Annotated in this window: 17 protein-coding genes; 7 read left to right on the top strand and 10 right to left on the bottom strand. The window is 33.3% G+C overall.

Annotated features, from left to right (window positions below):
- Positions 1-18: 18 nt before the first annotated feature.
- Positions 19-1,437, bottom strand: a complete 1,419-nt coding sequence (locus OOT12_RS00615; protein WP_264685290.1) for a gluzincin family metallopeptidase — start codon at positions 1,435-1,437, stop codon at positions 19-21.
- A 274-nt stretch (positions 1,438-1,711) separates the two neighbouring features.
- Between OOT12_RS00615 and OOT12_RS00620 the strand changes: the two genes are divergently transcribed.
- The 3 genes from OOT12_RS00620 to ftsH all read left to right on the top strand — a co-directional run bounded on the left by OOT12_RS00620 (position 1,712) and on the right by ftsH (position 5,468).
- Complete coding sequence (locus OOT12_RS00620) at positions 1,712-2,191, top strand: OmpA family protein (protein ID WP_264685291.1); 480 nt, start codon at positions 1,712-1,714, stop codon at positions 2,189-2,191.
- A gap of 142 nt (positions 2,192-2,333) precedes the next feature.
- Positions 2,334-3,626 (top strand): tRNA lysidine(34) synthetase TilS, encoded by a 1,293-nt coding sequence (gene tilS / locus OOT12_RS00625; RefSeq protein ID WP_264377202.1) that lies wholly within the window; start codon positions 2,334-2,336, stop codon positions 3,624-3,626.
- A 12-nt stretch (positions 3,627-3,638) separates the two neighbouring features.
- Complete coding sequence (gene ftsH, locus OOT12_RS00630) at positions 3,639-5,468, top strand: ATP-dependent zinc metalloprotease FtsH (RefSeq protein ID WP_264375086.1); 1,830 nt, start codon at positions 3,639-3,641, stop codon at positions 5,466-5,468.
- A 124-nt stretch (positions 5,469-5,592) separates the two neighbouring features.
- Here ftsH and OOT12_RS00635 read toward each other — a convergent pair whose 3' ends face one another.
- A complete protein-coding gene (locus OOT12_RS00635) occupies positions 5,593-6,447 on the bottom strand; it encodes a hypothetical protein (RefSeq protein ID WP_264375085.1) in 855 nt (284 codons plus the stop codon).
- A 236-nt stretch (positions 6,448-6,683) separates the two neighbouring features.
- Between OOT12_RS00635 and OOT12_RS00640 the strand changes: the two genes are divergently transcribed.
- The 3 genes from OOT12_RS00640 (at position 6,684) to OOT12_RS00650 (ending at position 9,544) form a co-directional block, all read left to right on the top strand.
- On the top strand, positions 6,684-7,178 hold the full coding sequence (locus tag OOT12_RS00640) for a WBM0748 family T4SS-associated protein (RefSeq protein WP_149168710.1): 495 nt from the start codon (positions 6,684-6,686) through the stop codon (positions 7,176-7,178).
- A gap of 284 nt (positions 7,179-7,462) precedes the next feature.
- The gene (locus OOT12_RS00645; RefSeq protein WP_264375084.1) at positions 7,463-8,725 is read left to right on the top strand and encodes a pyruvate dehydrogenase complex dihydrolipoamide acetyltransferase; all 1,263 of its coding nucleotides are present in this window, start codon (positions 7,463-7,465) and stop codon (positions 8,723-8,725) included.
- 57 nt (positions 8,726-8,782) lie between these two features.
- Positions 8,783-9,544 (top strand): hypothetical protein, encoded by a 762-nt coding sequence (locus OOT12_RS00650; protein WP_007302202.1) that lies wholly within the window; start codon positions 8,783-8,785, stop codon positions 9,542-9,544.
- 99 nt (positions 9,545-9,643) lie between these two features.
- Here the strand turns inward: OOT12_RS00650 and OOT12_RS00655 are convergent, their stop codons facing one another.
- From OOT12_RS00655 to OOT12_RS00675, 5 genes are all read right to left on the bottom strand, one after another.
- Complete coding sequence (locus OOT12_RS00655; RefSeq protein ID WP_264375083.1) at positions 9,644-11,389, bottom strand: type I secretion system permease/ATPase; 1,746 nt, start codon at positions 11,387-11,389, stop codon at positions 9,644-9,646.
- A 294-nt stretch (positions 11,390-11,683) separates the two neighbouring features.
- Positions 11,684-15,307: an ankyrin repeat domain-containing protein gene (locus OOT12_RS00660; protein WP_264375082.1), complete on the bottom strand. Its 3,624-nt coding sequence runs from the start codon at positions 15,305-15,307 to the stop codon at positions 11,684-11,686.
- Positions 15,308-15,425: 118 nt separating this feature from the next.
- Positions 15,426-16,436 carry a tRNA (adenosine(37)-N6)-threonylcarbamoyltransferase complex transferase subunit TsaD gene (gene tsaD / locus OOT12_RS00665; RefSeq protein WP_264375081.1) on the bottom strand — a complete coding sequence of 337 codons (1,011 nt, stop codon included), beginning with the start codon at positions 16,434-16,436 and terminating at the stop codon, positions 15,426-15,428.
- 71 nt (positions 16,437-16,507) lie between these two features.
- Positions 16,508-17,245, bottom strand: a complete 738-nt coding sequence (locus tag OOT12_RS00670; protein ID WP_010403278.1) for a WD_0702 family putative metalloprotease — start codon at positions 17,243-17,245, stop codon at positions 16,508-16,510.
- A 176-nt stretch (positions 17,246-17,421) separates the two neighbouring features.
- Entirely contained in the window at positions 17,422-18,849 is a 1,428-nt protein-coding gene (locus tag OOT12_RS00675; protein WP_264685292.1) for a sensor histidine kinase, read from the bottom strand.
- A gap of 64 nt (positions 18,850-18,913) precedes the next feature.
- Between OOT12_RS00675 and OOT12_RS00680 the strand changes: the two genes are divergently transcribed.
- Complete coding sequence (locus OOT12_RS00680) at positions 18,914-20,083, top strand: aspartate aminotransferase family protein (protein ID WP_264375080.1); 1,170 nt, start codon at positions 18,914-18,916, stop codon at positions 20,081-20,083.
- Between the two features lie 119 nt (positions 20,084-20,202).
- On the opposite strand, the gene OOT12_RS00685 is transcribed toward OOT12_RS00680, so the two are convergent.
- The 3 genes from OOT12_RS00685 to OOT12_RS00695 are packed head-to-tail and all read right to left on the bottom strand — an operon-like array spanning position 20,203 to position 24,933.
- A complete protein-coding gene (locus tag OOT12_RS00685; RefSeq protein ID WP_019236582.1) occupies positions 20,203-21,291 on the bottom strand; it encodes an IS481 family transposase in 1,089 nt (362 codons plus the stop codon).
- Between the two features lie 54 nt (positions 21,292-21,345).
- Positions 21,346-24,072: a hypothetical protein gene (locus OOT12_RS00690; RefSeq protein WP_264685293.1), complete on the bottom strand. Its 2,727-nt coding sequence runs from the start codon at positions 24,070-24,072 to the stop codon at positions 21,346-21,348.
- A gap of 42 nt (positions 24,073-24,114) precedes the next feature.
- Complete coding sequence (locus OOT12_RS00695) at positions 24,115-24,933, bottom strand: DEAD/DEAH box helicase (protein ID WP_264375078.1); 819 nt, start codon at positions 24,931-24,933, stop codon at positions 24,115-24,117.
- Positions 24,934-24,966 lie beyond the last annotated feature (33 nt).

Genomic DNA, 24,966 nt, shown 5'->3' on the forward strand with positions numbered 1-24,966 from the left:
ACAACTCAAGAAAACCATTTATTGAGACAAATTATACTTTTCAGATAAGTAACTAGTGTAGCACTCAATATCTAAATCCCTACCTGTTACCTTTTTTAGCTGTTCCAAAAAGCCATAATTTGCACTATATACATTTTTAGAGAACCAATCGATAAGTAAACTGAAATCTCCTTTTACTATAGAATCTAAAAATTCGTAATGATTTTTCTTAATGAAAGAAAAAAACTGCACAGCAGCGATTAACGCTATGACTTTAATAGGAAAGTAGCCTATAACACCACTTATCCAATACTCATCTTGAAAATAAGTGTCTAGCTCATTTTTAGCTTTTACTGAAATCTTGTAATGCTTCATACCTTCCAACCATTTATCGTGTAGATCTTTAACTTCTAACGTACCATTTATTAGATCTTGTTCTAATTTAGTTCTTAGCATAATGTGAGCCAATAAACTAAATTCATCCTCATTCTTCAAAAAAGATGAAAGATTTACTTTATTGAAAATCAAATACAAATTTTCAACACTACTATTAATTTTGCCTTTTGTAGAAAGTTTCTCCTTTATGTGTGGTTGAATGAACTCAATAAATTCTCTGGATGTTCCAATGATCCTTTCCATGAATAACCCTTGAGTTTCATACATAATATGTTTTGTAATTGAGCTCTTTATAGAATTTTGCGCTAAACATTTTTGATGAATTGCATAACCAGTATGCCGTAAAAGTAAAAATAAACCATAACAAAGGTCAGATTCATCATAATCGATAGAATCGTAATAAGAAATGGAAATCTCATTTGGTGTAACACTCATTTGCTGTAAGAATAAGGAACCAAGTTCAATCTGTCTCTGAACCGTAACTTTTTGTATATTAGTAACCTTATCCTTCTTCTGCTTTTGAGTTACTTTCTCTACATTTTCACTAAAAAATTTACCTAGCTTAGGAAATATTTCCTTTATGTTCTTTTCTGTGATATTAGAGTCATAGTCAGCAAGCAATGACTCATAGTTTGAGCGCTTTAATTGCTGCGATTTTATAGAAGCTGCTTCACGAGTAAGCTTAATTAGGTTAGTAAAGCATTCTTTCAGCTTTTCTAAGTTACTAATTTCAGAATTAGTTAGCCTCCATAAGTTTTGGCATTCAATCTTAGCTTTGGACAAAGATTTTACTAAATCAATAGGAATAGCACTGCTGCTTTTGTGTATCCCCTCTATTAACTTTAGCTGCTGAATATTAGCACTCTTTTTATTCCTAAGAGCATTCGCTAATGATTCCTTTATTGCATCATGAGAGATAATTTCATGTCTGATTTCCTCTAGAAGACACATTTGTTCAACTTTGTCCTCTACATTCAATTGGCTTTTGCTTAGTAGTTTTAGTGTGTTTTCGATATTCCTTACCTTATGTAATACTTCCTCTAAAAACTTATAAGATCTCATTTTTATTCATTGCTTTGAAACATCTGCTTAATATCGTAATAGATTAATAATAAAGTTAAAAGTATATTTGCTTAAAGTACAATAAAAAATTGTATTTTTATTCTTTTATTGTACTTCATTGCTAAGAATTGAGCATCTTATCAGAAAATTAATTATAAGATTGTAAAGAAAACATTTAGTATTTTATTTCCCTTGACTCTATTCTAGTATAGAGGGATTATTAGTACTAAAATTAAAATTACGCACTATATTTTAAATTTATGGAGGTTTAGTGATGTGGAGTAGACTGATTATAATGTGTTGTTTTTGTTTACTGCTTACTGGTGTAAGTTCTTGCCCTAAAAAAGGAGTAAATACGACAAATAAAATGAATGCTGTTGTTAAGCAGATAGGTGATAAAAGAGTTTTCTTTGGTTATGATGAATCTAGTATCAGTGAAGTGAGTGCAGATGCATTACTTGACGTGATGGAAGTGTTACAAAATAATCCTGACGCAAAGGTCACTTTAACTGGTCATACTGACAATCGTGGTTCTCACGAGTATAATCTTGCACTAGGAGCTAGAAGAGCAGATGAAGCTAAAAAATTTATGGTCAGCTGTACACCTTATCTAGAAAATAGAATAAAAACTGCTTCTAAAGGTGAAACTGAGCCTTTGGTTAATGTAAAAGATGATTCTAGAAATTCTAAATATGAAAAAGAGCATGCTAAAAATCGTAGAGTGGAATTTTCATTTTCTGGAATAAAGAAATAGTTTCTTGCATTAAAACCTGGATCCCAGTGTCAAGCACTGGGATGACAAAAGAGAGCAATTCCGCTGCTTGTTAGCGGGATCTATATATACCACAAATAAGTCGCTGTATGACGTAGAGACTATCTGGCCATCAAGAAACATAATGAAATTAGAGTTATTATTTCAAAATATAGCTAATAGTTTTGCTTTCCATAACCAAATCGCAGTTGCAATATCAGGTGGTGTAGATAGTATAGTCTTACTGCATTTAATGACTAACTGGGCAAAAAAAAACAAGCTTTCACTTCCTATAGCATTAACAGTAAATCATGGGTTACGTTCAGAGTCTCAAAAAGAAGCTGATTTTGTTATAAGTTATGCAAAAGAACTTGGAGCAAAGGAATCGTTCATATTAAATTGGGAGAAGCAAAATATTAAAGGTAATATTCAGTTACAGGCACGAAAAGCACGATATAAGTTACTAGCAGAGTGGTGTAAAAACAATAATGTTAAATGTTTGCTCGTTGCTCATCACAAAGATGATCAAGCAGAAACGTTCTTATTAAGATTGGAGCGAGGTAGTGGAGTAGATGGATTATCATCAATGGATTACAAATCTTTCTTAAATGGTATTTATATATTTAGGCCATTGTTAAATTTCAGTCGTAGTAAAATAGAAAGGTATGCTCAGCTTCACCAGTTAAGATGGATCGAAGATAGAAGCAATTATGACTTGAAATACAGGCGAACTTTATACCGTAACTTGCTTAAAGCAAGTGATAATCAAGATGTTCTAACAGAGCGAATATGCCTTACAGCCCTTCATATGAAAAGAGCTGCAAAAGCGTTGATGCACTACACACGCCTTGCATTTAATGACTGTATTAATGTTCATGATCTTGGTTATATTGAAATTAAACTAAGTGAATTTTATAAACTGCCAGAGGAAATAGCTTTAAGACTTCTTCTTTATTCTATAATGGCAATTGTCAACAAGCACTATAAACCAAGGTACCGTAGCCTTATCGCAATATTTAATAGAATATTGCAACAAAATAGTGATGTTAATTGCACACTCTATGGATGCAAAATAAGAAAATATGGAGAAAGTATTCTGATAATGAGAGAATCGTCAAAGATACAGGAAATTACTGTACACTTACCATTAAATGGTTCTATTGAATGGGATAACAGGTTTAGCTGCACAATATTTGGAGATCAGGAGTGTTCAGTAACTATTGCTCCACTAAAGAAAACACAAAAAATCCCTGAATTTCTAAAAAATTATGATTATTGCTCTGAAGTTTACTATTCTTTGCCTACAGTACAAAAAGATGGAAAGATGCTTGCTTATCCTGATGTAAATTATAACGGAAAAAATACCGATGATGATAAGGTTCGATTCATTATTAATAGCACGATAAAACAAAATTTGGTAAGCTTGATTAGTATTTAATTAGAAATGTAAATGAAAAAATTTTTAGAAGGCTTATTGATCTGGTTAGTGATTATTGTTCTTATTTCAGTTGCTTATATTCAATTTAGCGGAAGTATAGGTAAGAGTAAAACAACCATACCTTTTTCAGAATTTTTAACTAGACTAGAAGAGAATGATATAGAAAATATTACAATAAGAAACCAAAGCATCGAAGGGAAGTTTAGGGATGGGTCAGCCTTTAACTCAAGTGGTGTTATATATAGTGACTTAATAAAAAGTTTGCATGATAGGAAAGTGAAGTTCTCCTTTTCAATTGGAGACTCTGCAATAGGTATCATTGGTGGATTACTTATTCAATGGGTTCCGACGCTTATCTTTATCGGTTTATTACTTTTCCTTTTTAAACAAACGCAAGCAGGAGGTAATAGAACTATAAGCTTTGGCAAATCAAAAGCTAGACTTATGACTACTGGAAAAAAAGTGACATTTGATGATGTTGCTGGGATTGATGAAGCAAAAGAAGAGTTGGTTGAAATTGTTGATTTTCTTAAACAAAGGCAAAAATTTCAAGTGTTAGGTGGGAAGATACCAAAAGGATGTCTTTTAATTGGTTCCCCTGGAACTGGTAAAACTCTACTTGCTCGTGCAATTGCAGGTGAAGCTAATGTACCGTTTTTTAGTATTTCTGGATCTGATTTCGTTGAAATGTTTGTCGGTGTTGGTGCAAGCCGTGTTCGTGATATGTTTGATCAAGGTAAGAAAAATGCTCCTTGTATAATTTTCATAGACGAAATAGATGCAGTGGGTAGGCATCGCGGCATTGGTCTTGGTGGCGGTAATGATGAAAGGGAACAAACATTAAATCAATTACTGGTTGAAATGGATGGTTTCGAGTCTAATGAAGGTGTGATAATAGTTGCTGCAACTAACCGTCCAGACGTCCTAGATCCAGCACTACTTAGACCTGGTCGTTTTGACCGACAGATTACTATTTCTTTACCTGATATAAATGGGCGTGAGAGAATATTAAATACGCATATAAAGAAAATATCGATAGCACCAGATGTAAACGTAAAAACAGTTGCGAGGGGAACGCCAGGTTTTTCAGGGGCTGATCTAGCAAATTTAGTGAATGAGTCTGCGCTTATTGCTGCAAGAAGAAATAAGAAAATTGTTACCATGGATGATTTTGAGTATGCACGTGATAAAGTGATGATGGGCATGGAAAGAAGGTCCTTAGTCATTACAGAAGAAGAAAAAAAGCTTACTGCTTACCATGAAGCTGGTCATGCAGTAGTTTCAGTTAATATGCCTGCTTCTGATCCTATACACAAAGCAACAATTATTCCACGTGGTAGAGCACTCGGTTTAGTTATGAGACTACCAGAAACAGATAGAGTGTCCCTCACAAGAGAAAAGATGCTAGCAGATATAACTGTTGCAATGGGTGGACGTGTGGCAGAAGAGCTAATTTTTGGCTATGATAAAGTCACAAGCGGTGCATCTTCAGATATAAAACTAGCATCAGATTTATCACGTTCTATGGTGACAAAATGGGGAATGAGCGACAAAATAGGTCCGATCTATCATAATCGCGAACAAATCACACATGATTCTGAGACAATTTCTGAAGATACGTTAAGACTTATAGATGAGGAAGTAAAGAAAGTCGTATTTTCTTGCTATGAAAAAGCAAAAGACATTTTAACCAAGCGTAGGAAAGACTTGGAGCTCATTGCTGAAAATCTACTGGAGTTTGAAACTTTAACAGGAGATGAAATAAGAGACATATTAAGTGGAAAAAAAATTGTTAGAAATGAAAATGAAGGTAAAGAAGAGATAAGAAGATCCTCTCTCTAATAAGATCTGGCTTTATTTAACCGCTAAAACAAAAATTTTTAATTAATTAGCTTAAGTTATAAGATCATAGTTAAGCCGATGTATTTTATAAATGGACTTTTTTGAACATTCTTCCAATTTTTTTCTAAATAACTCTTTGCCTATTTAAATAAGTATGTTCAGTATTAGAGCTTTCCAGACCGCTACTAGGAGAAAGATTAGGTTCTTGACCTTTAAACATCTCTATTAGCTTTAATACAGGAGCAGTTCCTGCTACAATAGCTCCTATAACAGCAGTAGCACCCATGATGAGAAGAATCGGTTCTGCAGTGGTGATTACACAAAGCTCAATACATAAACCAGCAATGACCATACCAACCATTATACCAATGAAAGCACCTACAATTATGGATGAAACTACACCAATTAATTCTCCTATTTTTGAACTAAGTGGTACTTCTCTTTCACGTCTAATACGCCTAATATAGCGTGACCTCATTTGTCCTCTCATTATTACATTTTCATCCCTGTTTCCAAAGAGATTCAATGACGCTTCTCTTTCTCTAATAAAATTTGGCCGCATTTGTTGTTCTCTTGCCCTTCTTCGCTCTCTCATTATTATGTTTTCCTCAAAGAGGTTTAGTGGTACTTCTCTCTCACGTCTAATTCTAACATGATTTAGCTGTGCTTGTTCTACTAATTTTATTTCATTTAGCGGTGCTCTTCCTCCAATATCCTTAATTGCCTTCTCAAATTTTAATAGCGACTTGTTATTTAGTCTGACATTATTCTGAGAATCACAAACAATAACCCAATCTAAAATTGGCTTTTTTTGACCACCATACTCTATATAATCATTAATGTGTTCCTTTAGTTTTTTAATTATCTCTACTGCTCTTGTTTCCATAGCTTCTATGGCGCTATCTTCACTTTCTATGAGTATATTGAAAACAATTCCTAATAACTCCTGTTGTAAATCCTTTCCTTCTTTAATATTCATAATTAGCCTCAACTTTTATATGCTATTTTGCCAAAATAATTTTACCAAATAAGTAATATATATACAATAATTCTCGTTTAAAAATTTTTTTACATTGGCTTATCTCAGTTATGTTTTAGGATGTAAAAGCTTCTTACTTTAATAATTTATTAAAGTAAACCATATATGGATTGCTATTTAGGAGCAGCTGTTGTACTTTAATCAGAAGGTACAGTAATGTAAGAAGGAGGTACTTTATGTCTTTAAAAAATGAAATTTCTGAATTGATAGAGCAACAGCTTGGCATTAAATATCATGACAATTGCTTAGCTTACACTATCCATAATTCGGCTGCAGGTGAAATATCCGATTCTATTGCTCTTTGCATAGTTGGCTGTGGCGATTGTGAGATTAAGTATCAAGGTATTGCTAATTCATTTAACATAACGAAAGAAGAAATTAACCAAAGTAATATAGAAAGCATAAAAAATAAGATAGAAAGTGAAGCTAGAAAAGAAGGTAGTGAATTTTCCGAGTTGATTTCTAGAATGGATCAATCGCTGAAAGAACAAAGTGAAAAGTCTATTATACAGATTTTAAATTCATCTGCTGAAGAGATGTTAAGGAGTTTTTGTGGTAGTTCTATACAGAGAACAGAGGATAAAGAAGTTAGTCTGTCCTCTGCTTCACATGAAGAGCCTGCTACAGAAGATTCGGAAACTACTATTAATTCTGATCTTTTATCAATTTAACCAGCTCCTCATATAAATTTTTTCTGTACCCAAGCTATATGTTTGTGAGAGGATAGTAAGCACTACATTTTTCTATTTCCATTATAACAGATTCGTCTATTTTCATGATGATCTTACTATTTGTACTCTGTCTAGGACTAAGCAATAGAAATAGTAGGATAACAGTAGTCAACCAAGATTCCAGCATCACGTACTAGGATGATATAAGTATCATAATTTACGATTAGATTGACATAGGGTAAAGAGTAAATTAAAAATTAAATAGATCTTTTAATACAGAATAAATGCCTATAGAAATATTGATGCCTGCTCTTTCCCCAACAATGAGTAAAACTGGAGGAAAAATTGTAAAGTGGTGTAAAAAAGAACAAGATAAAGTTGAAATAGGTGATGTAATCGCTGAAATTGAGACTGATAAAGCCATAATGGAGTTTGAATCTGTCGATGAAGGAGTTTTGGCAAAAATTTTAGTGTCGGAAGGAACAAGTGGCGTGCCTGTAAATCAACTGATAGCTCTAATGTTAGAGGAAGGGGAAGATAAAAGCGCACTTGATTTAGCTTCTGCCATCAATACCAAGGTTGAGAAGGAGGTTGAAGCCGATTTTTCAGTATCATCCAACCCTTCGATTTCATCTAGCTCTTTAATGTCATCCCAGTGCGTGACACTGGGATCTAAAAAAGAGGATAGAGCAACAGAAAATAGAATAAAAGTAAGCCCCTTAGCTAAAAAAATAGCTCAAAATGAAGGTGTTGATATAAAGCGATTAAAAGGTACAGGTCCATATGGTCGTATCATCAAAGCTGATGTATTAGAATTTTTAGATCAAACTAAAAGCTATGAGAGATTTGAGGAAAATACAACAGTTGAAGTAAGTAATATGCGCCAAGTGATAGCGAAGCGCCTAGTTGAATCTAAGCAAAATATTCCACACTTTTATTTAACTGTAGACTGCCACGTTGATAAGCTAATATCGCTCAAAAATGAGGTTAATTCAGCAAATGAGAACAATAAAGTAACAATTAATGACTTAATTATAAAAGCTGTGGCTTTCAGCATGAAAAAATTTCCTGATATAAACTCATCGTGGATAGATACTAAAATAGTAAGATACTCAAATATAGATATCTCAATTGCTGTAGCGCTTGAGGATGGACTTATTACTCCTATAGTAAAAAATGCTGATGAAAAAAGTGTTTTATCTATATCAAAAGAAGTGAAAGATTTAGTAAATAGAGCACGATCTGGAAAATTAAGGCCTGAAGAATTTCAAGGAGGAGGGTTTACCATTTCTAATTTAGGCATGTTTGGTATAAAAACTTTCAGTGCTATAATCAATCCACCACAGTCTTGCATTATGGCTGTCGGCGCATCTAAAAAACAACCAGTTGTCATAAGTGAAAAAATAGAGATAGCAGAGGTAATGACAGTTACTCTCTCTGTTGACCACAGAGCAGTTGATGGAGCACTCGGAGCAAAATTTTTAAATGCCTTTAAGTACTATATAGAAAACCCTACGGTGATGCTTCTTGAGCCTTTATTATTATAATAAAATTAATACCTCTTAGTTTATACTTTTATTAGTTAATAGGTTTAGAGGTAAAATATGACTTATAAAAAGATAGAAAAACGTAGTATATCTTTTGATGCTACAAAATCAAAATTTTCAAACGATAGGTTTCAAATAGATTCCTCATCTAATGAGTCAATAGATACCATTGGTAAAAAATTTAAGTATGAAGTGAAACTTCCAGGTGTTATTCACACTACAACAAGAAAAAATAATGTTGGAAGCGGATTAAATGAGTTAGATCTAAGAAAGAAAAATGAAAACTCTTTCAAGACACCAATAAAGAATATTGAAGAATCAGATAGTAAGAGAAACCAAAGTCATTTGCTGTTTCAGGAGGACTCATTTCCAGAACTACCAGCATGTGCATATAAGCCAGCACTGCTGCCAAAACCATCAAAAGAAAAAATAAAGGAAGCTGTAGATAAAATGCGCAATAATAGAAAAGCTCATAATTCTGCAAGTGTTGAAAATGGTGTTAGTTCAGACAGGTTCAAAGTGCGCCCGTTCTTATGTAGTGATATAGATGGATATGTAGCTCCTGACAAACGTGACCGTAATCTAGAAAGGTGTAGGGTTACACATGATAGCAGTAAGCTTGAAGCACAAATGGAAAGAAAGCATGGGTTTCAATCAGATCCAAGTGTTAAGCATGTAAAGGCTGATACTGTAGTATGTTCTATTACTAAAGGTCATGACAAAAAAGGCGTTAAATCTGATGTCTCATATACACAAGAGCCTACATCAGAAATGTCTAAGGTTAATGTGAGAGAATTAGCAAATAGGTTCCGCGGCTAATCATTATTGGATTTTTCGAATAACAATTGCTTAAGATTTTATAAACTGTGCATATAGTACTCTATAAGAGAAAGAGAAGTGTGACAACTTCTCTCTTTCTTAACCACTTGCTGAAGAACGTTTATCTTCTGTGGCATCTGGTGATGGAGCAACTAATCTGCTCAAAATCTCATCTTTTGGTCCCATAGCATAAATAACACCATCTGACATGATAATCACTTTATCAACTACGGATAGTAATGGTAGCTTATGAGTGATGATAACAGTGGTAGTATTTTGCTCTCTTGCAACATTGATTGCATTAATCAAGCGCGCCTCTCCATTACTGTCTAAGTTAGCATTCGGTTCATCAAGCACTAAAAGCTTAGTATTACCATAAAAAGCCCTTGCAAGTCCAAGAAGCTGTTTTTGGCCACCAGAGAGTATTACTCCTCCAGGTCCTCCTATTGTTGTATCATACCCATTTGGTAAGCTCAGTATTAATTCATGTATTCCTGCAATTTTTGCTGCTTTGATTATTTCTTCAGGATTTGGGTCTGGTCTCATGCGAGCAATATTAGCTTTAACACTAGTGTTGAACAACTCAATATCTTGAGGTAAGTAGCCAACATAATTACCAAAATTTTCTCGATTCCAAGTGTATACATCAGCACCATCTAGTCTGACTACACCAGATATGGGTTTCCATACACCAACAATTAGCTTGGCAATGGTGGACTTACCAGAAGCGCTTGCGCCAATAACACCAACTACATCCCCTGGTTCTATTAAAAATGATATTCCTTTTACTGTTGGCTTATTACTCCCATAAGGAGTAAAGAATACTCTATCAAATTCCAACTTCCCTTCAGGCTCTGGTAGAGCCATAGTTTGCTCTCTTTTTGGTGATGTTAGGATAAGTCTTTGCAGCCTGCCATATGACATTTTGGCTTGATTTAAAAATTTCCAAGTATGAACTGCTGCATCAAATGGAGCCAATACTCTACCCATCAAAATTGAGGCAGCAATGATACTACCAGCAGTTTTGTGAGCTGTGATTGCGAGTAATGCACCTGTTCCAATTACTGAAATTTGGAGAGTCGAGCGTAAAAACTTAGTAATCCCAGTAATCACATTAGAACGATTCTGCGCTGTAACTTGCATTGCACGATTTTGATCATTCCGTTTACACCAATCAGAAACTATAAATTCTGACATACCCATAGCTTCAACCACCTCTGCATTTCGTGTTGCAACATCTATAGCATTAATATTACGTATAGTTTCTTCATTGGTTTCTCTCAATATACGCTTAGTAGCAAGTTCATTCCATACTGCCATTGAAACTAATATAATAATTCCGGCAATAGCTATAAACCCTGTAGAGGTATGTATCATAAAGATGAAAACAAGGTAAATTAACGACCATGGAGTATCAAATAGTGAAAATATACCATTTCCTGTAATGAAATTTTTTATTACCCCAAGATCTCGTATTGCTTCACCGCTGGAAGTTGAGCTCTGCACTGATGTTAGCCTAATTGACCTTACTATTAGGTCTGGTGTTGCAGTTTTATCAATCCAGTCGCCAATTTTTGCCATGGCTAAATATCGACAAGTTTCAAGCATTGCAGAACATGCAAACGCAGATAAAGTAATAATCGTCAGCATAACTAATGTTGATACACTCTCGCTCGATATCACTCGATCAAGTACCTGAGAAGTATAGAGTGGCAAAAATAACATCAACGCATTAATCCCTGAACTAAACCAGAAAATGAACCAAAACGCACTCTTGCATTTCTCTAGACAAGTGTATAGTATACTTTGCTTTAATTCTTTTTTTATTGATGGAGTAATTTCCACAATCTTCCTTTTAACTTAACTATATGCACCATATATAACTTTTATTTCAAAAGTATTAACAGCTATTGCCTTACCCTATCGTTAATATAATAAAATGTTAACATATGCGAATAGGAAAACATAAACTTTTTTATAGCAAGACTATCTAATTCCTTCTCTACTATAATCTTATACGATAGCCTTGCCAATTGTTCTATGTTTTCCTTATCTACTACTCAATGACAGTTTACTAGAATGCTTACTATCACTCCTCTGAAAGTTGATGCTATCAGAGTCAGTGATTACAATCTGCATCTATTTTCCTCTTTCTATATGATCAGGAAGTATTACATATTCCAATGATCTAGCTGTAATTGCTCTTTTTCTCACACAAGATGGACTTGAATATACCCTTGGTCTATATCTTTCGAATTTAAAACAGTCAACAGTAATCCCCTCCTCAAAGTTAGAAAGTATTAGAGATGGAGATTTACTAACTTCCTTATCACTTACAGGATTATTTGCACTACCATAACTCACATGACGCGCTGCACTATGATTGTTACCACACTCTTCTCTTGAGGTTGAATCGCTTGGATTAAAAGGAGTCGAAAATGTTGAATACCCATTGGTATCACCAAATAGTTTTATCAACCCACAGTTTTCTTCATTCATTTTTGTAATATTCTCTTGATTAGCACCTTCTGATAAGCTTGATGAAGCAATAAGATCTTCTTTTTTCTTACTAAAGATATTGCCTATTTTTAGCTTGGTTGCAACATTCTTGAATTTGTTTTTCGGAGCTTTTGGTTTAATTTCTGGATGCTCATTTATAGTAATTACACATGATGGATTATCTAACTTGTCCATTGTATTTTGTACTCTACTGTTGCGTCTTGAATACAGACTAAGTTTTGCTGTTAAATCATTCAAAACAGGTGAACTTTTTCTACCTTCTAAAGACTTATTCGAACATGGTACTGCACTACCACCCCTACTCATTTTCTGAGGAGAAATATTGAGTTTGTCTTTACTCTCTAATCTAGTTTCATGCGTAAACTTGTAAAGTTCATTTTCCAATCGTGAAATATCTTCTGCATTCTTTATTAATAGTTCCAATATTGAGTTGTATTCCTCCAAATCATGATCCCCTACTTTTGTCTTAGCTAACTTTCCTGTAGCCTCTTCAATTCTGTTCATTTTTTCAGTATAGTTTTCTATCTTACGTTTAACAGGTTCTTTTTGAAGGCCAATCACTAAGTTGTATAAGATAAGTAAAAATGATATCGAAGAAAATGCAATGGAAATCCAGGTAAGAATTTCTTCCTTTTCAGGTTTTGCATTATTATACTTAACGCAAACAGAAATAATCACACTTGATATTGACATGGCCAGATTATAGTAATCTAGAAGCTTTTTGCTTCTTTCTTGATCTTCCATATTAAGTCTATCATATTTCTTTTTTTTGTTTTCCCTTATTTCATAAAAGAAATCTAAAAATAACCTCAAGATATTTGTGTCGCCATGTTTAAAAGCATAATCTAAAGCTGTTTTTTTTGCATTATCCTTTATATCAAAATTTATCTTCTTATTTACAGTTTTCTCTCCGGTGCTGATTGTTAGGTAGAATAAGGCTTTAATAGCTTTTTCCCTTAAGCGCTCATTTTGTTTACGCTTTTCTAAAACCAACTTTTTCAAAAATTGACCTTGCTTAAAATCCTCATTTATAGTTTTTTCAAAATCATTATCACTCATTACAAGATAGTGTAATGCTGTTCTTCCAGATTTAGATACAACATTTAACATTTTCTTATTATAGGGGTAATGATTATCTGTCATAAAATATTCTATTAACTCAGCATTAAGGCTCATGGCAGCTAAATGTAGAGGTATAAGCCCTTGACTGTTTGTGTTAAAAAGTGGTACTGTGTTCCTAATAATTGACTTAGCAATACTTTCAATAACATACTGAGAGAGTCCTATGTCGTCGGCAAGAGCAGCCATGTGTAACGGTGTATTGTCATTTTCATCATATAACACTTTGATGCTAGCAGCCACCTTTTTACCTACAAGTTCTTTTGACACAAATTCAAGACATTCCTTATTGCCGCTCAAAATAGCTGCAAATAACAACTTTTTTTGTGTATTTTGTTCTAAAAAAATACCCTTTGGGCTTTTTTTTACCAAATACTTAACGCATTCTACTCTTCCACTGAGGATAGATAAGTGTAGTAAAGTTTGTCCATCCTTATTTTTCTTACTTAATATTTCTCCCACTCTCTCTTTTTTAAAAAGGTGCTCAAGGCATGATTTATTACCAACACGTGCTGCCATATGAAAGACGGTGTCACCGTTGCTATTCTCACGCAAAACCTCTTGATAAACGTCAAATTTCTTCTCTTCCAACTTTTTTTCTATCATGCTTAAAAACGATAAATCAAGTTGGGCAGCAAAATGTAAAGGGGTGTTTCCTTCATTATTACTCTTATTTACTTGCATGCTTCTGTCTATTAATAGACTCACACATTTTTTTCTTAGTTCTGTTTCTGTATTACTCGATAGAGCTAAGTGTAGGGCCACATTTCCTTTGCGTGTTTCTGTGCTTAAATCGTAATCAGGAAATTTATTGAGTAAAAATGTTAGACAATCATACTTCCCGTACATTGCAGCTAAATGTACAAGATCTCTTCCATACTCACCTTTGGATTGAAGTATGCTATTTCCTATATTTTCATAAAATAGCTCTATACAATATGTATTACCATGTATAATAGCAATATGTAAGGGGGTGTTACCTTGTTTATTCTGAACAATTTTTGCACCTGATTTAATAAACAATTCTATTAGCTGTTTATTTCCATGTTTTGCAGCTATATGCAATGGGGTGTTACCATCTACATTTTCTTGATTAATTTTACTTTTTAGTCTACCTAAAAATTTTAGATGCTCTATAAGAAAATTTATGGCATTTTCTTGAGTTTCTGAGTTACCTGCAATCTTATGAAAAGGATTCTCATTATATTTATTTTTTAAAAATTGTACTTGATTATCAATGAAGAATTTTATGCACTCAGCATTTCCAGATTGCACAGCATAGTGTAATGCGTTATTTCCATATTTATCTGTTTTAATTTTCTCCCTATCAAAAATTCCTTTTGCTGTCAATATTTCTTTTAAATATTCTAGGAGGTTAGGACTTCCGCTTCTGGCAGCATAGTGTAACTCAGTTTTATTATTGGTAGTGCAACTAAAATCTGCTTCATTTTCTATGAGAATTTTCAAGCATTCTTTATTGCCAGATTTAGCCGCATAGTGTAGTAGTGTTTTGCCATCTCTATCTTTATTCCTTAATGCTTCTTCAATGTCAAAATTAGAATTTTCTATCACAAAACGTAAAATATCTTCTTTACCCAACTCAGCTAAATAATGTAGAAGTGTTTTATCATTACTATCTGCAAAATTCTCCAGTTTTGTAATCAATTCTTTCTTCATACCAAGAATTAGAGATACAGCCATTTTAATATCACAATCCCTATTTTTCTTTTGTTGTCTTTCCCTAATTCTTTCAATAGCCACTGTTAATAGCGAAGAACCATCATTACTTATTATATTCCATCCATCTTGACAAAATTTTTCAGCTAATGAATCACTTATATTTTCTTCTAAAATCCTGCTTTTTATATAATCAAGATTATTAGTACATATATTATAGTTTTCTTCTTGAGTTACTTTATTAATATAATCATATATGATTATTAGGTCTTGCTTATTGACTTTATCTTCTGAATTGCCTTGTAATAAAGAGAGGTCTATCTCACTAATTGCTCTGGCCATACCAATGGTTCCCGCAACAAATAAACCCGACCTGAGTGTCTTTGCGCTTGTACTAGATTTAGCTTTGAAAACATTAGTAACTGTGTCAAATTTATTTTTGAACATACTGTACCTCATAAATAATAATGCCGGTAGTGAATAAGGCTTTAGTAGATACCACTGTAATTTTTAAGCCTACAAAAATTCACCAGCGGCCGCATTATATAGTAGATAATTTTTTGTGCTAGTAATATTTTTCTAATTCCCACTTTGGCCTTGGTGCAAAGTCAAGAGAGTCTATATAATTTTTCTGTAACCTTTCAATTCCTGTCCATCCAACCATTACCGCATTGTCTGTACATAGGTTGCTTGGAGGAGAAAGCACGTTCAAATCTATGTATTTTTTCAATCTCTCCTTCAGAAAATTATTTGCTGCAACTCCACCGGTAATTACAAAATCATTGATTTTAATATTTAAAGATGCAGTGATATCAATAGCATTTCTGACTCTATCGAGTAATATGTCGCTAATACACTCTTGAAACGAAGCACACATATCGCAAACATCTTGCTTGCTCATTGCAAGCTCTTTAACTAAGTTTTTTACTGCTGTTTTAATTCCAGAAAATGAGAAGTCACATCCAGAACGTTTTATCATTGCTCTTGGCAGCTTAAATCTCATACCATCACCTTTTTTAGCTAACTCTTCAATCAATGGACCTCCAGGATAGCTTAGATCCAGCATCTTAGCAATTTTATCAAACGCTTCACCCAGCGAGTCATCAAGTGTTTTTCCAAGTTTAATATACTTACCTACATCCTGTGCAATTAAAAATTGACAATGGCCACCCGATATAAGTAGGACTAGAAATGGAAATTTAACCTCATATAGCAGCCTAATAACTAATGTGTGTGCCTCTAAGTGATTAACTGCAATAAACGGTTTTTGTGCTACATGCGCAATTGCTTTAGCCATCATTGTACCAACTATTAGTCCACCTATGAGTCCTGGTCCTGATGTTGCTGCAATTGCATCTAGATCACAAAAGTTAAGGTTAGATTTTTCTATAGCGCTTTTTACTAGACCACTTAAATGCTTCATATGAGCACGTGACGCTATTTCAGGTATTACCCCACCGCGTTTTTTGTGCTCTTCCTGAGAAAGAATTTCGTGAGCAAGGACTTGCTTATTACTATTTACAATTGCTGCTGCAGTTTCATCACAGCTTGTTTCAACAGCTAATATAGTTTTCATATATATTTGAACTCTTTAATTGTGAGAACTATAACTTGAAATGTTGAAGAAGTGAACTTTGTTCTGTTAAGCTAATTATCATCTCCAAATATAGAACCAATTTTTTTACTCCCAGAGGAAAATTTATTAGTCCAACTGCTTTGTACTTTGTTTATATCTTTAAAGGCAGTTTTATTGCTATACTCCTTTACTTCTTTATCTATTATCTTCATTATTTGTGGATCCAGGCATCTCTTTTTCCATTGGTTAGTAGCAAGAAATACTTTATTTAAATCTTGAGTGCGAATTAGATATTCTTTATCTTTAGGATAAACTTCCTGAGCCCAAGCAAACAGCTCAAAATAGCGTGCGAATAACTCAGACGCACGTGATTTTGGAGTTTGGTAAACTTGTATCTCCTTAAATATAATTTGACCAATAATTTTTTGTACCAGAATATTTGACTGCTTTAAGTTCTGCTCAATATCCTGATAAACTTTATAGAGAAATTCTTGCTCTAAGCTTAAGTTCAGTTCATTTTCAACCATATGTGAAAGTTCATGTACTATGATGTAAGGATTTGACCTTCTTAGCACAATAACATACTTATTTAAACCAGAAGAACGAATTGTCTTACACACTCCCTCTTCCATATCCACTAATCCTTCTTGATATATTTCAAACGAGAGTCTAGTTTGCTTTATTAGTGACAAAGTGAGGTTTAATGTATTTCTAAACTTCTCAAATTGATAGAGATATTTGACATATTGTATTACGTTTTCACTATTTCCTACTTGAGTTGCTTGTTTTATTAAGTTCCTGATTAGCATGCTTCATTCTTAAAGGAATTTTCTTTATGCTCAAGAATTATAAAGTGTTTTCAGGAAGTATAGCTAAAAAAGTTTAATTTACTTACATTCCGCTACTTATTATTAGCCAAGAGGTATCACGTCAGTATGACTTAGGAATGTACTAGATATAAAAGTGCAATATCAAATATATTTTACTAAAAATCAATCAACTTTTCACATGTTTGCTCTTCATAAAAGAAGCTCAATGTTATCGTAGTACCAAGTTTTGCTTCACTTTGAATGTTGAAAGTCCCACCCATTAACTCTACTAATTTCTTGCTTAGAGGTAATCCGATACCTGTGCCTTCGTTTCTATATCCCGAATCTGCTTGGCCAAAAACGGACATAACTTTATATATGTCCTGCTGCATTATCCCTATTCCATTATCATGAAACTCAATAGTTAATAAATTTTTTTCTATATTCTCTTTAATAATCATTCTTATTAAACCACCTTGAGGAGTGAACTTGATTGCATTTGATAACAAATTTATTATAACTTGCTTCATTCTTTTGGGATCGGCGATAACTAATAATTGTTTATCAGATATCTTTTTCTTTAAACTAATACCTGTTTCTTTTAGTTTAGGTGATAACATTTTTAAGCACGAATCTATTATCTTATTCAGATTAAACTTCACTTTCTCTACTGTTAAACTACTTGATTCAACTTTAGAAAAATCGAGCACATCATTAATCAAAGCAAGTAAATGTGTACCAGCATTATATATATCGTCTACGTATTCCTTGTATTTAGAGTGATCTACCGAACCTAAAGTTTCATTTTTGATCAACTTTGCAAATCCAATAATAGCATTAAGAGGTGTACGCAACTCATGTGTAACACTTGCAAAAAATTTTATCTTATTTGCATTTTCTTGCTCTAATGCCTCTTTAACCCTTTGTAATTCAATATTAGTTTTATGCTGCTTGGCTAGCATTTGGGTATTGGAAAAGTGCAAATAAAGCATTATTAGTATTAAGATAACCAGTAATAAGCCCATTAATATTGAAAATAGACTATATACCATAATATAAGAGTCATTATAGCTTTGAATGATCTTCAAAAAAAATGAAGGCTTAATGTCATCTTCATGAAATATAGGGAAAGTAGAAGTTAATGTATTTCCTGTAGCGTAAAATATTTCTTGATTGCTTAGCAATTTATCAATTTCATCATTTGTAAGCAACTGCTCATAGTCATGACCTTGAGTATTAAAATTACTGAAAATTACTCTGGCATTTTGATCATACAGTATTAAGCTAAAATTTCTTACTTTGCTTACTGATTGTAACAATTCAGCACGCAATTTTACCAACTGGTTTATGTAATCAAAACTGTTATATTTAATATGATGTTTTTCTATTAGTAAATAATGATATTTTTTTATTATACTATTTTCCAATAGATCTTTTAAGTTTGCATTTGAATTACGGTAAAAAGAAAGAAAATTATTCTTTAATGAATAACTGCGGTATATTGTGCCCAATAAAACCACAAAAATTAATAAGAATAGCGAGATAATTTTTGTATATCTATTTGTTTTTAGTGTAGTAAAAATTAATTTACTTAATTTATACATATTCTTCTCATTGTGAAATAACGTCTTTTATGGTATTAATAAAAAATTAGCATATCATACTTTTATGACAATTTCTCCTATCTTGCCAGTTTATTCTCCTATTAACATAAATTTTTCTTATGGCAAAGGTATTTACTTGTATGATATCGATAATAAGCGCTATATAGATTTTCACTCTGGAATAGCTGTTAGCAGTTTAGGTCATGCCAACCCACGATTAACTGATGTCCTAAAATTACAAGGAGAAAAACTATGGCATATATCAAATACCTATAATATATCTACTGCCAACAAATTTGCAGAAAATTTAATAAACAACAGCTTTGCTAATACTGTATTTTTTGCAAATTCTGGATCAGAAGCAGTGGAATGTGGACTTAAAATCGCTAGGGCCTATCAAAATGGAAAAGGTAATAAAAATCGCTATAGAATTCTAACATTTCATGGTGCATTTCATGGAAGGACATTTTTAACTTGTGCAACAAACGATAGACAGAAATTTTCTGAATTACTGAATCCTTATATTGACTGGTGTGATAACATAGAGCCCAATATTGAGAGTGTAAAGAAAGCAATTTCTAATGGCATAGGTGTTATATTAATAGAACCAATACAGGGACAAGGTGGTATTAAAGTAATGAGTGAAGTCTTCATGAAAGAGCTAAGAGAACTATGTAACGAAAACGACATACTGCTATTTTTTGATTGCGTTCAGTGCGGTGCTGGCAGGACAGGAAAGTTATTTGCATATGAACACATAGGAATTAAGCCTGACATATGTGCTCTTGCAAAAGGAATAGGAGGAGGTTTCCCTCTGGGGGCTTGTCTTGCAACTGAAAAGGTTGCTAAGTACATGGCGGTCGGTATGCATGGTTCTACTTTTGGTGGTAATCCACTTGCAACTTCAGTAGGTAATGCTGTATTGGATGAATTGCTCGGCCCTGGCTTCTTAGAAAATGTTGAAGTTAGAGGTAAGTCTTTAAAAAACAAACTAGAGGACTTAGCAAGCAAGTTTCCAATGATAGAAGAAGTGAGAGGAAAAGGGTTGATGCTAGGAATAAAAGTAAAAATGAATAACCAAAAATTTGCAGAAGAGCTAAGTCACCGTGGTTTACTTACTGTTGGAGTAACATCAGATAACGTTCTAAGAATCTTGCCTCCACTCATTATCACTGAAAAAGAGATTGATGAAGGCATTGAAATCCTCACTCAGTATTTATCTGAAAAGTTCTAGTTAAAAACTAAACCTTCCTGCTCGTTAGTTGTTGATTGTATAAAAATTGCAGACAAATCAGTAGCTACAACTTTATCAGCTACTTTGTACTAGACACAACTTAATCTGACAGCAACGAATTAACTGACAGAAGAATTGAGGTAGTTAAAACTAATATCAGTCTCTTGTTTAACGTTACTAATATTTTTCTGAAAAGCAATGTGTTTGCTATCAAGAAAAGTCTGCATAGGCGTTTTACCATAGCAATATTTACCTGAGTGAGGCCTGGTCTCATTGTAAGAGCGTAACCAATGATCAACATCTATCTGCAAATCTTCTAAAGAACTGTAGATTTTCTTTCTAAAGATAATATTGTAACACTCATCTTGCATAGTTTTATGAAACCTTTCGCATATGCCATTAGTTTGTGGTGAATTGGCTTTAGTTCTTGAATGATCAATATTTTCAATTCCCAAATAAAGCTGATAAGCGTGATTTTCTGGTTTACCACAATATTCTGTACCTCTATCAGTCAAAATGCGCAATAATGGCACGTTTTGTACATCGAAAAATGGTATTACTCTATCATTCAGCAAGTCGGCAGCGGTAATAGCAGTTTTATCTGTATAAAGCTTAGCAAAAGCCACTCTCGAATATGTATCAATAAAAGTCTGCTGGTAAATGCGCCCAACGCCCTTGATATTGCCTACGTAATAAGTATCTTGAGACCCTAAATAACCTGAGTGTTCTGTTTCAATTTCACCGTGAGCTTCTCTTTGCTCTTTAACTTTTTCCAATGCTGCAAGTTGCTCTTCAGTTAAAATTATGCCGTCTTGTGCAACCTTTGCTTCAAGGGCTTTAAGTCTTTTTTTGAACGTTTCAATGTCATTTCTTAGCCATACAGATCTTACGCCACCTTCGGAAATTATTACACCCCTTTTTCTCAGCTCATTTGCAGCTCTTTGTTGTCCATATGCTGGAAATTCTGTAGCTATGCCAATTATTGCCCTTTCTATATCTTCGGAAACTCTGTTTGCTAATAGGGGTTTTTTCTTACTTATTTCATGTAATGCTCCTTCTCCCCCACTTTCATATAACTCCTTAAATCGATAAAATGTATCACGCGAATAACCCATCACCTTACACGCTTGTGATACGTTACCTAATTGCTTTGCTAGTTCTAATAACCCTAACTTTGGTTTTAGTATTTTTGTTTGTATCGTACTCATATCTAACACTCCTTTCTTTTATTATTTTATAACTTACTTTTTTAAAGTGTCAGATCAAGTCTTGTTTAATACAGCTACTTCATTTGTACACTTTGCCTTTTCCTGTTCTCTTATCAGTGTAAGCTCATTTATATCACTTAGTGAGTCAAATTTTGTTATATCCTCAAATATAAACGATTGCACGATTTCTTTCGGAATATTGAAAAAAGCCGAGTTACCAAGCGATAATGTCATATCTAACAAACTTTTCATTGAGCCGTTTCTCAAAACACATTTAGACAGTTCTCCTAAAAGAATTGGCACTCCAAAAATAAAAAATGCTCCTCTCACTAAATAGGTCGTTATTTCATATAACAATGCACCACACAAGAGTGCCAGTGGTCCAAATACTATAAAACCGCAAAGTAAAGGCAATGGCATGGTCTGACCTGATGATATTCTACCTATAAGCTCCATTGAAATTATAAACCCAATAAGTAACATAGCTCTACCTAGATATGTCCTTTCTTTAGAGCGTTTGTTAAAGTTTTTCTCACGTAACTTAGAAAAATCATTGTTAACTCTGACTTCAAAAATATTATGATTGGTTTTCAATTTGAGCTCCCAGTCCTCTATTCCATGATGCCACTTATGACACCTTACAATTTCATCAATTATCGTACTAACTTGATTATTGATTTTGTATAATTTGCTTTCTTGATATAAGTTACCTTGATAATATTTTTCTCTCAAGTCTACACAATTTAAATTCTTTAAATCACATAAAAAATCTTTGATTTCTTGTGCCATTTTATTAGCATCATCTTCGTAGCCTACAGCTTTCAAAATTGTTACCAAGTGTTTATTTTCAATTTGAGCAATTGTTCTATCTAATGCACGTATATATTGCTTGGATTGAAAATATGAGATGATTTTTTCTTTACATCTATCCTCATTGCCTTCGTACAAACTATTTCTTTTGAAACTGCTGTCATGTTCTTTGGCAATTTCTAATGCATGAACCAATACATTTTGCGCCTTCACACTACTTTCACAGTGACAGTTTCTGATTATGTGTACATACGCTCTTGCACTGGTATCTCCAGATTTATCTATATTGTACGCTTTAGCCAAAAAGACTAAATAGTCAAACCCTGCCCAAAGATAATACATTACCTTTGTTATAGCACTCCCCACAGAAAATAAAGCTGAGCGTGTGCAAGATAATTTACCGTTGTTTTTAATTCTGTTCTCATATGAACGAAGGTATGCCTCTGTACTTTTTAAAATCCTATGTAAATCTTGTTCTGTCTTTTTGACATCAAAATCATTTATATCATGAACTTTTTCATACGTTTCTTTTATCAAATCACTAGAAAACTTCTTCAGAGCTGAATCATCAATATTTCCTAATGCATCAATATTTTTACTAATATAGATTTCTATTTTTCTTCCAAGTTCTTCTCCCATTCTATTTTTTAGCAACTTATTGTATTTATTAGTAGCTGGAAACAAAACTTTCTGACAAAATTTCTGTGGTTCGTTTTTAAAATTTGCTAAGATCTTATTCACAAATAGCTCAACTTCTTCACCTGCAGCAGCAAAAAACCATGATTGTCTGCTCTCATTACGCTCTCTATTTCTTCCAAGATTCTGTAGGGCTTCAGATGGATTATTGAACTGACTAACCGAATCTGCAAATATTGATGCAACATGATTATATTCACTATCAAATCCACGACCTTTCGATCCATCTATAACCGTTGTCAACGCATATTTAGCCAATGAATCAAAATCTCTTTTTTCATAATCACAATAAAGAGTTCGATATCCACCTATCTGATTACGTATTATCGCTGAAAAGAGTCTGTTTTCTCCAATACCAAGATCATTTTTCCCAATTCCTGCAAAGATACATTTATTTTGTTTGCAGAAATCAATGAGACTATGTAGTATACCTTCCTCTCTTTCCATGAGGTCATGGAGCTCTTTGCTTAAGCGCCAATTATCAACTATTAAGCTGCATTGCTCATTATCACTTTTACTCAGTGCTTCAATTACTGTCTTTATTTGCAGTAAGAGCTCATCTCTAGCAAATTGCTCACTAAAGCCTTTTTCCTCTAGGTAGCTTATAATATTATTATCATTAGTGGTGCTAACATTCTTTTTAACATCTTCTATCAATCCAATCAAACCTTCTCTTCTTTTTTTATCTAAGGTAATATTATCACACTTCATTAAATATAAGAGAGTAAGATCGATCATTGAATGCATTACTCTATATTTTAGATATTCAGCAGTACTACTGAAATCCACCTTTTCTTTTAATTCAGATATCTGCTCTTCTGTCAAACTAGGATGTTGCTTTTTAACGCAGTTTATAAAGTTTAATTGACGTAATTGGAGCCTATAGTCTTGATAAGACATCCCTTCAGGCTGAAATTTATTATACACTTCATAACGTGTACTACCTTCATATACTAAATTATCTCTACCCTGCAACGCAAAGTTAAGATTAACTATACTATTTACATCATCAGCTAAAAGCAGAGCACTTTCTCCAATTGGGCTTTGCACATTCCATCTTATAGAAGTTAATAAATCATTGTTATCGACAAGTTTACTGTAATTAAAAACTTCTTCGCTTTCTTCAACATACTCATGAGCTGGACTGGATTTTTCTCTAGTAAATAAGCTACGCACGTTAGCAAGAAATCTAGAGAGCAGTTCTCTTGATTCCACTCCAGTTGCTTTAGTTAGCACCCACCAAACTGGCAACATTACCATACCAAATATAAACATAGAAATTGTATAGTATAGCTGCCCAATCAAAGCAGAATACAGCTAATAATCTGAAGTGAGACCAATTACGTCAGCAACATTACTATTTATAATAGGAAACAATATAGCTAAAGATATTATGGAGGTAGTAACATTAACTGCAAACGCTTGATTGAAATTTGCTCTTCTATTGGTTTTTGCAATAACACTTGCTGTTTCGATAGCGTTTGCAATACAACGTCTACTCAATCTTGTCGGGCTGATAACTTTTCCGCATCTATTTAAAATCCTTCTCTTTGGTGTTGCAGTGAGGTAAGTCGTAGGATATTTCTCATCAAGCTTGCACATGTTCTCAAAATCCTGCTGCTTGTTAATACTGTCTACTTCATCAACACTAATCCACAACTTGGTATTTTGGTCTTTAAATTTACGATCATTTTCTTGCTGTAATAACAGGTCATGTGTCACTATAATTGTTGTAGGTTTAGTTGCCTTCAGTGCATTTTTAATTTCCTCAGCAGTTTTAGGTGTCCTAATGTTTACAGTAAATGCACTACTCATCATTTTTTTAGCTTGGTTTACTAGATCACTGCTTGGTACTGCAACCAGATGATGAAACTCTGCTTGGGCTAGTACATGACTCCACATTCCAATATCGTAAGTCTTGCCAAACCCAGTTTCTGCATCGATCATAACATTACAGTTAGTAGTGGAAGAGTTGCTTAAATGTTCTAATACCCCTTCAACAACAGGTTTACGACGTGCTACTATTATAGATTCCTTTGTATCATCAAGTTTTATAGATTCACCTTTTAGCTTGCAGTTGATTTTTTCTAAGCTACTTATAATACTTTGCTTTTCTTGATTACTGATAGAACTCACACATTACCCACTATAATTATCACAATATTAATT

Source organism: Wolbachia endosymbiont (group B) of Parapoynx stratiotata, from assembly GCF_947250635.1.
Classification (GTDB): domain Bacteria; phylum Pseudomonadota; class Alphaproteobacteria; order Rickettsiales; family Anaplasmataceae; genus Wolbachia.

Excerpts from the sequence above, each read along its gene's own strand:
- OOT12_RS00690 (WP_264685293.1), bottom strand. The coding sequence starts at position 24,072 with ATGTTTATATTTGGTATGGTAATGTTGCCAGTTTGGTGGGTGCTAACT.
- tilS (WP_264377202.1), top strand. The coding sequence starts at position 2,334 with ATGAAATTAGAGTTATTATTTCAAAATATAGCTAATAGTTTTGCTTTC.
- OOT12_RS00620 (WP_264685291.1), top strand. The coding sequence starts at position 1,712 with ATGTGGAGTAGACTGATTATAATGTGTTGTTTTTGTTTACTGCTTACT.
- OOT12_RS00680 (WP_264375080.1), top strand. The coding sequence starts at position 18,914 with ATGACAATTTCTCCTATCTTGCCAGTTTATTCTCCTATTAACATAAAT.
- OOT12_RS00640 (WP_149168710.1), top strand. The coding sequence starts at position 6,684 with ATGTCTTTAAAAAATGAAATTTCTGAATTGATAGAGCAACAGCTTGGC.
- ftsH (WP_264375086.1), top strand. The coding sequence starts at position 3,639 with ATGAAAAAATTTTTAGAAGGCTTATTGATCTGGTTAGTGATTATTGTT.
- OOT12_RS00670 (WP_010403278.1), bottom strand. The coding sequence starts at position 17,245 with ATGCTAATCAGGAACTTAATAAAACAAGCAACTCAAGTAGGAAATAGT.
- tsaD (WP_264375081.1), bottom strand. The coding sequence starts at position 16,436 with ATGAAAACTATATTAGCTGTTGAAACAAGCTGTGATGAAACTGCAGCA.
- OOT12_RS00685 (WP_019236582.1), bottom strand. The coding sequence starts at position 21,291 with ATGAGTACGATACAAACAAAAATACTAAAACCAAAGTTAGGGTTATTA.
- OOT12_RS00660 (WP_264375082.1), bottom strand. The coding sequence starts at position 15,307 with ATGTTCAAAAATAAATTTGACACAGTTACTAATGTTTTCAAAGCTAAA.
- OOT12_RS00675 (WP_264685292.1), bottom strand. The coding sequence starts at position 18,849 with ATGTATAAATTAAGTAAATTAATTTTTACTACACTAAAAACAAATAGA.
- OOT12_RS00615 (WP_264685290.1), bottom strand. The coding sequence starts at position 1,437 with ATGAGATCTTATAAGTTTTTAGAGGAAGTATTACATAAGGTAAGGAAT.
- OOT12_RS00645 (WP_264375084.1), top strand. The coding sequence starts at position 7,463 with ATGCCTATAGAAATATTGATGCCTGCTCTTTCCCCAACAATGAGTAAA.
- OOT12_RS00635 (WP_264375085.1), bottom strand. The coding sequence starts at position 6,447 with ATGAATATTAAAGAAGGAAAGGATTTACAACAGGAGTTATTAGGAATT.
- OOT12_RS00650 (WP_007302202.1), top strand. The coding sequence starts at position 8,783 with ATGACTTATAAAAAGATAGAAAAACGTAGTATATCTTTTGATGCTACA.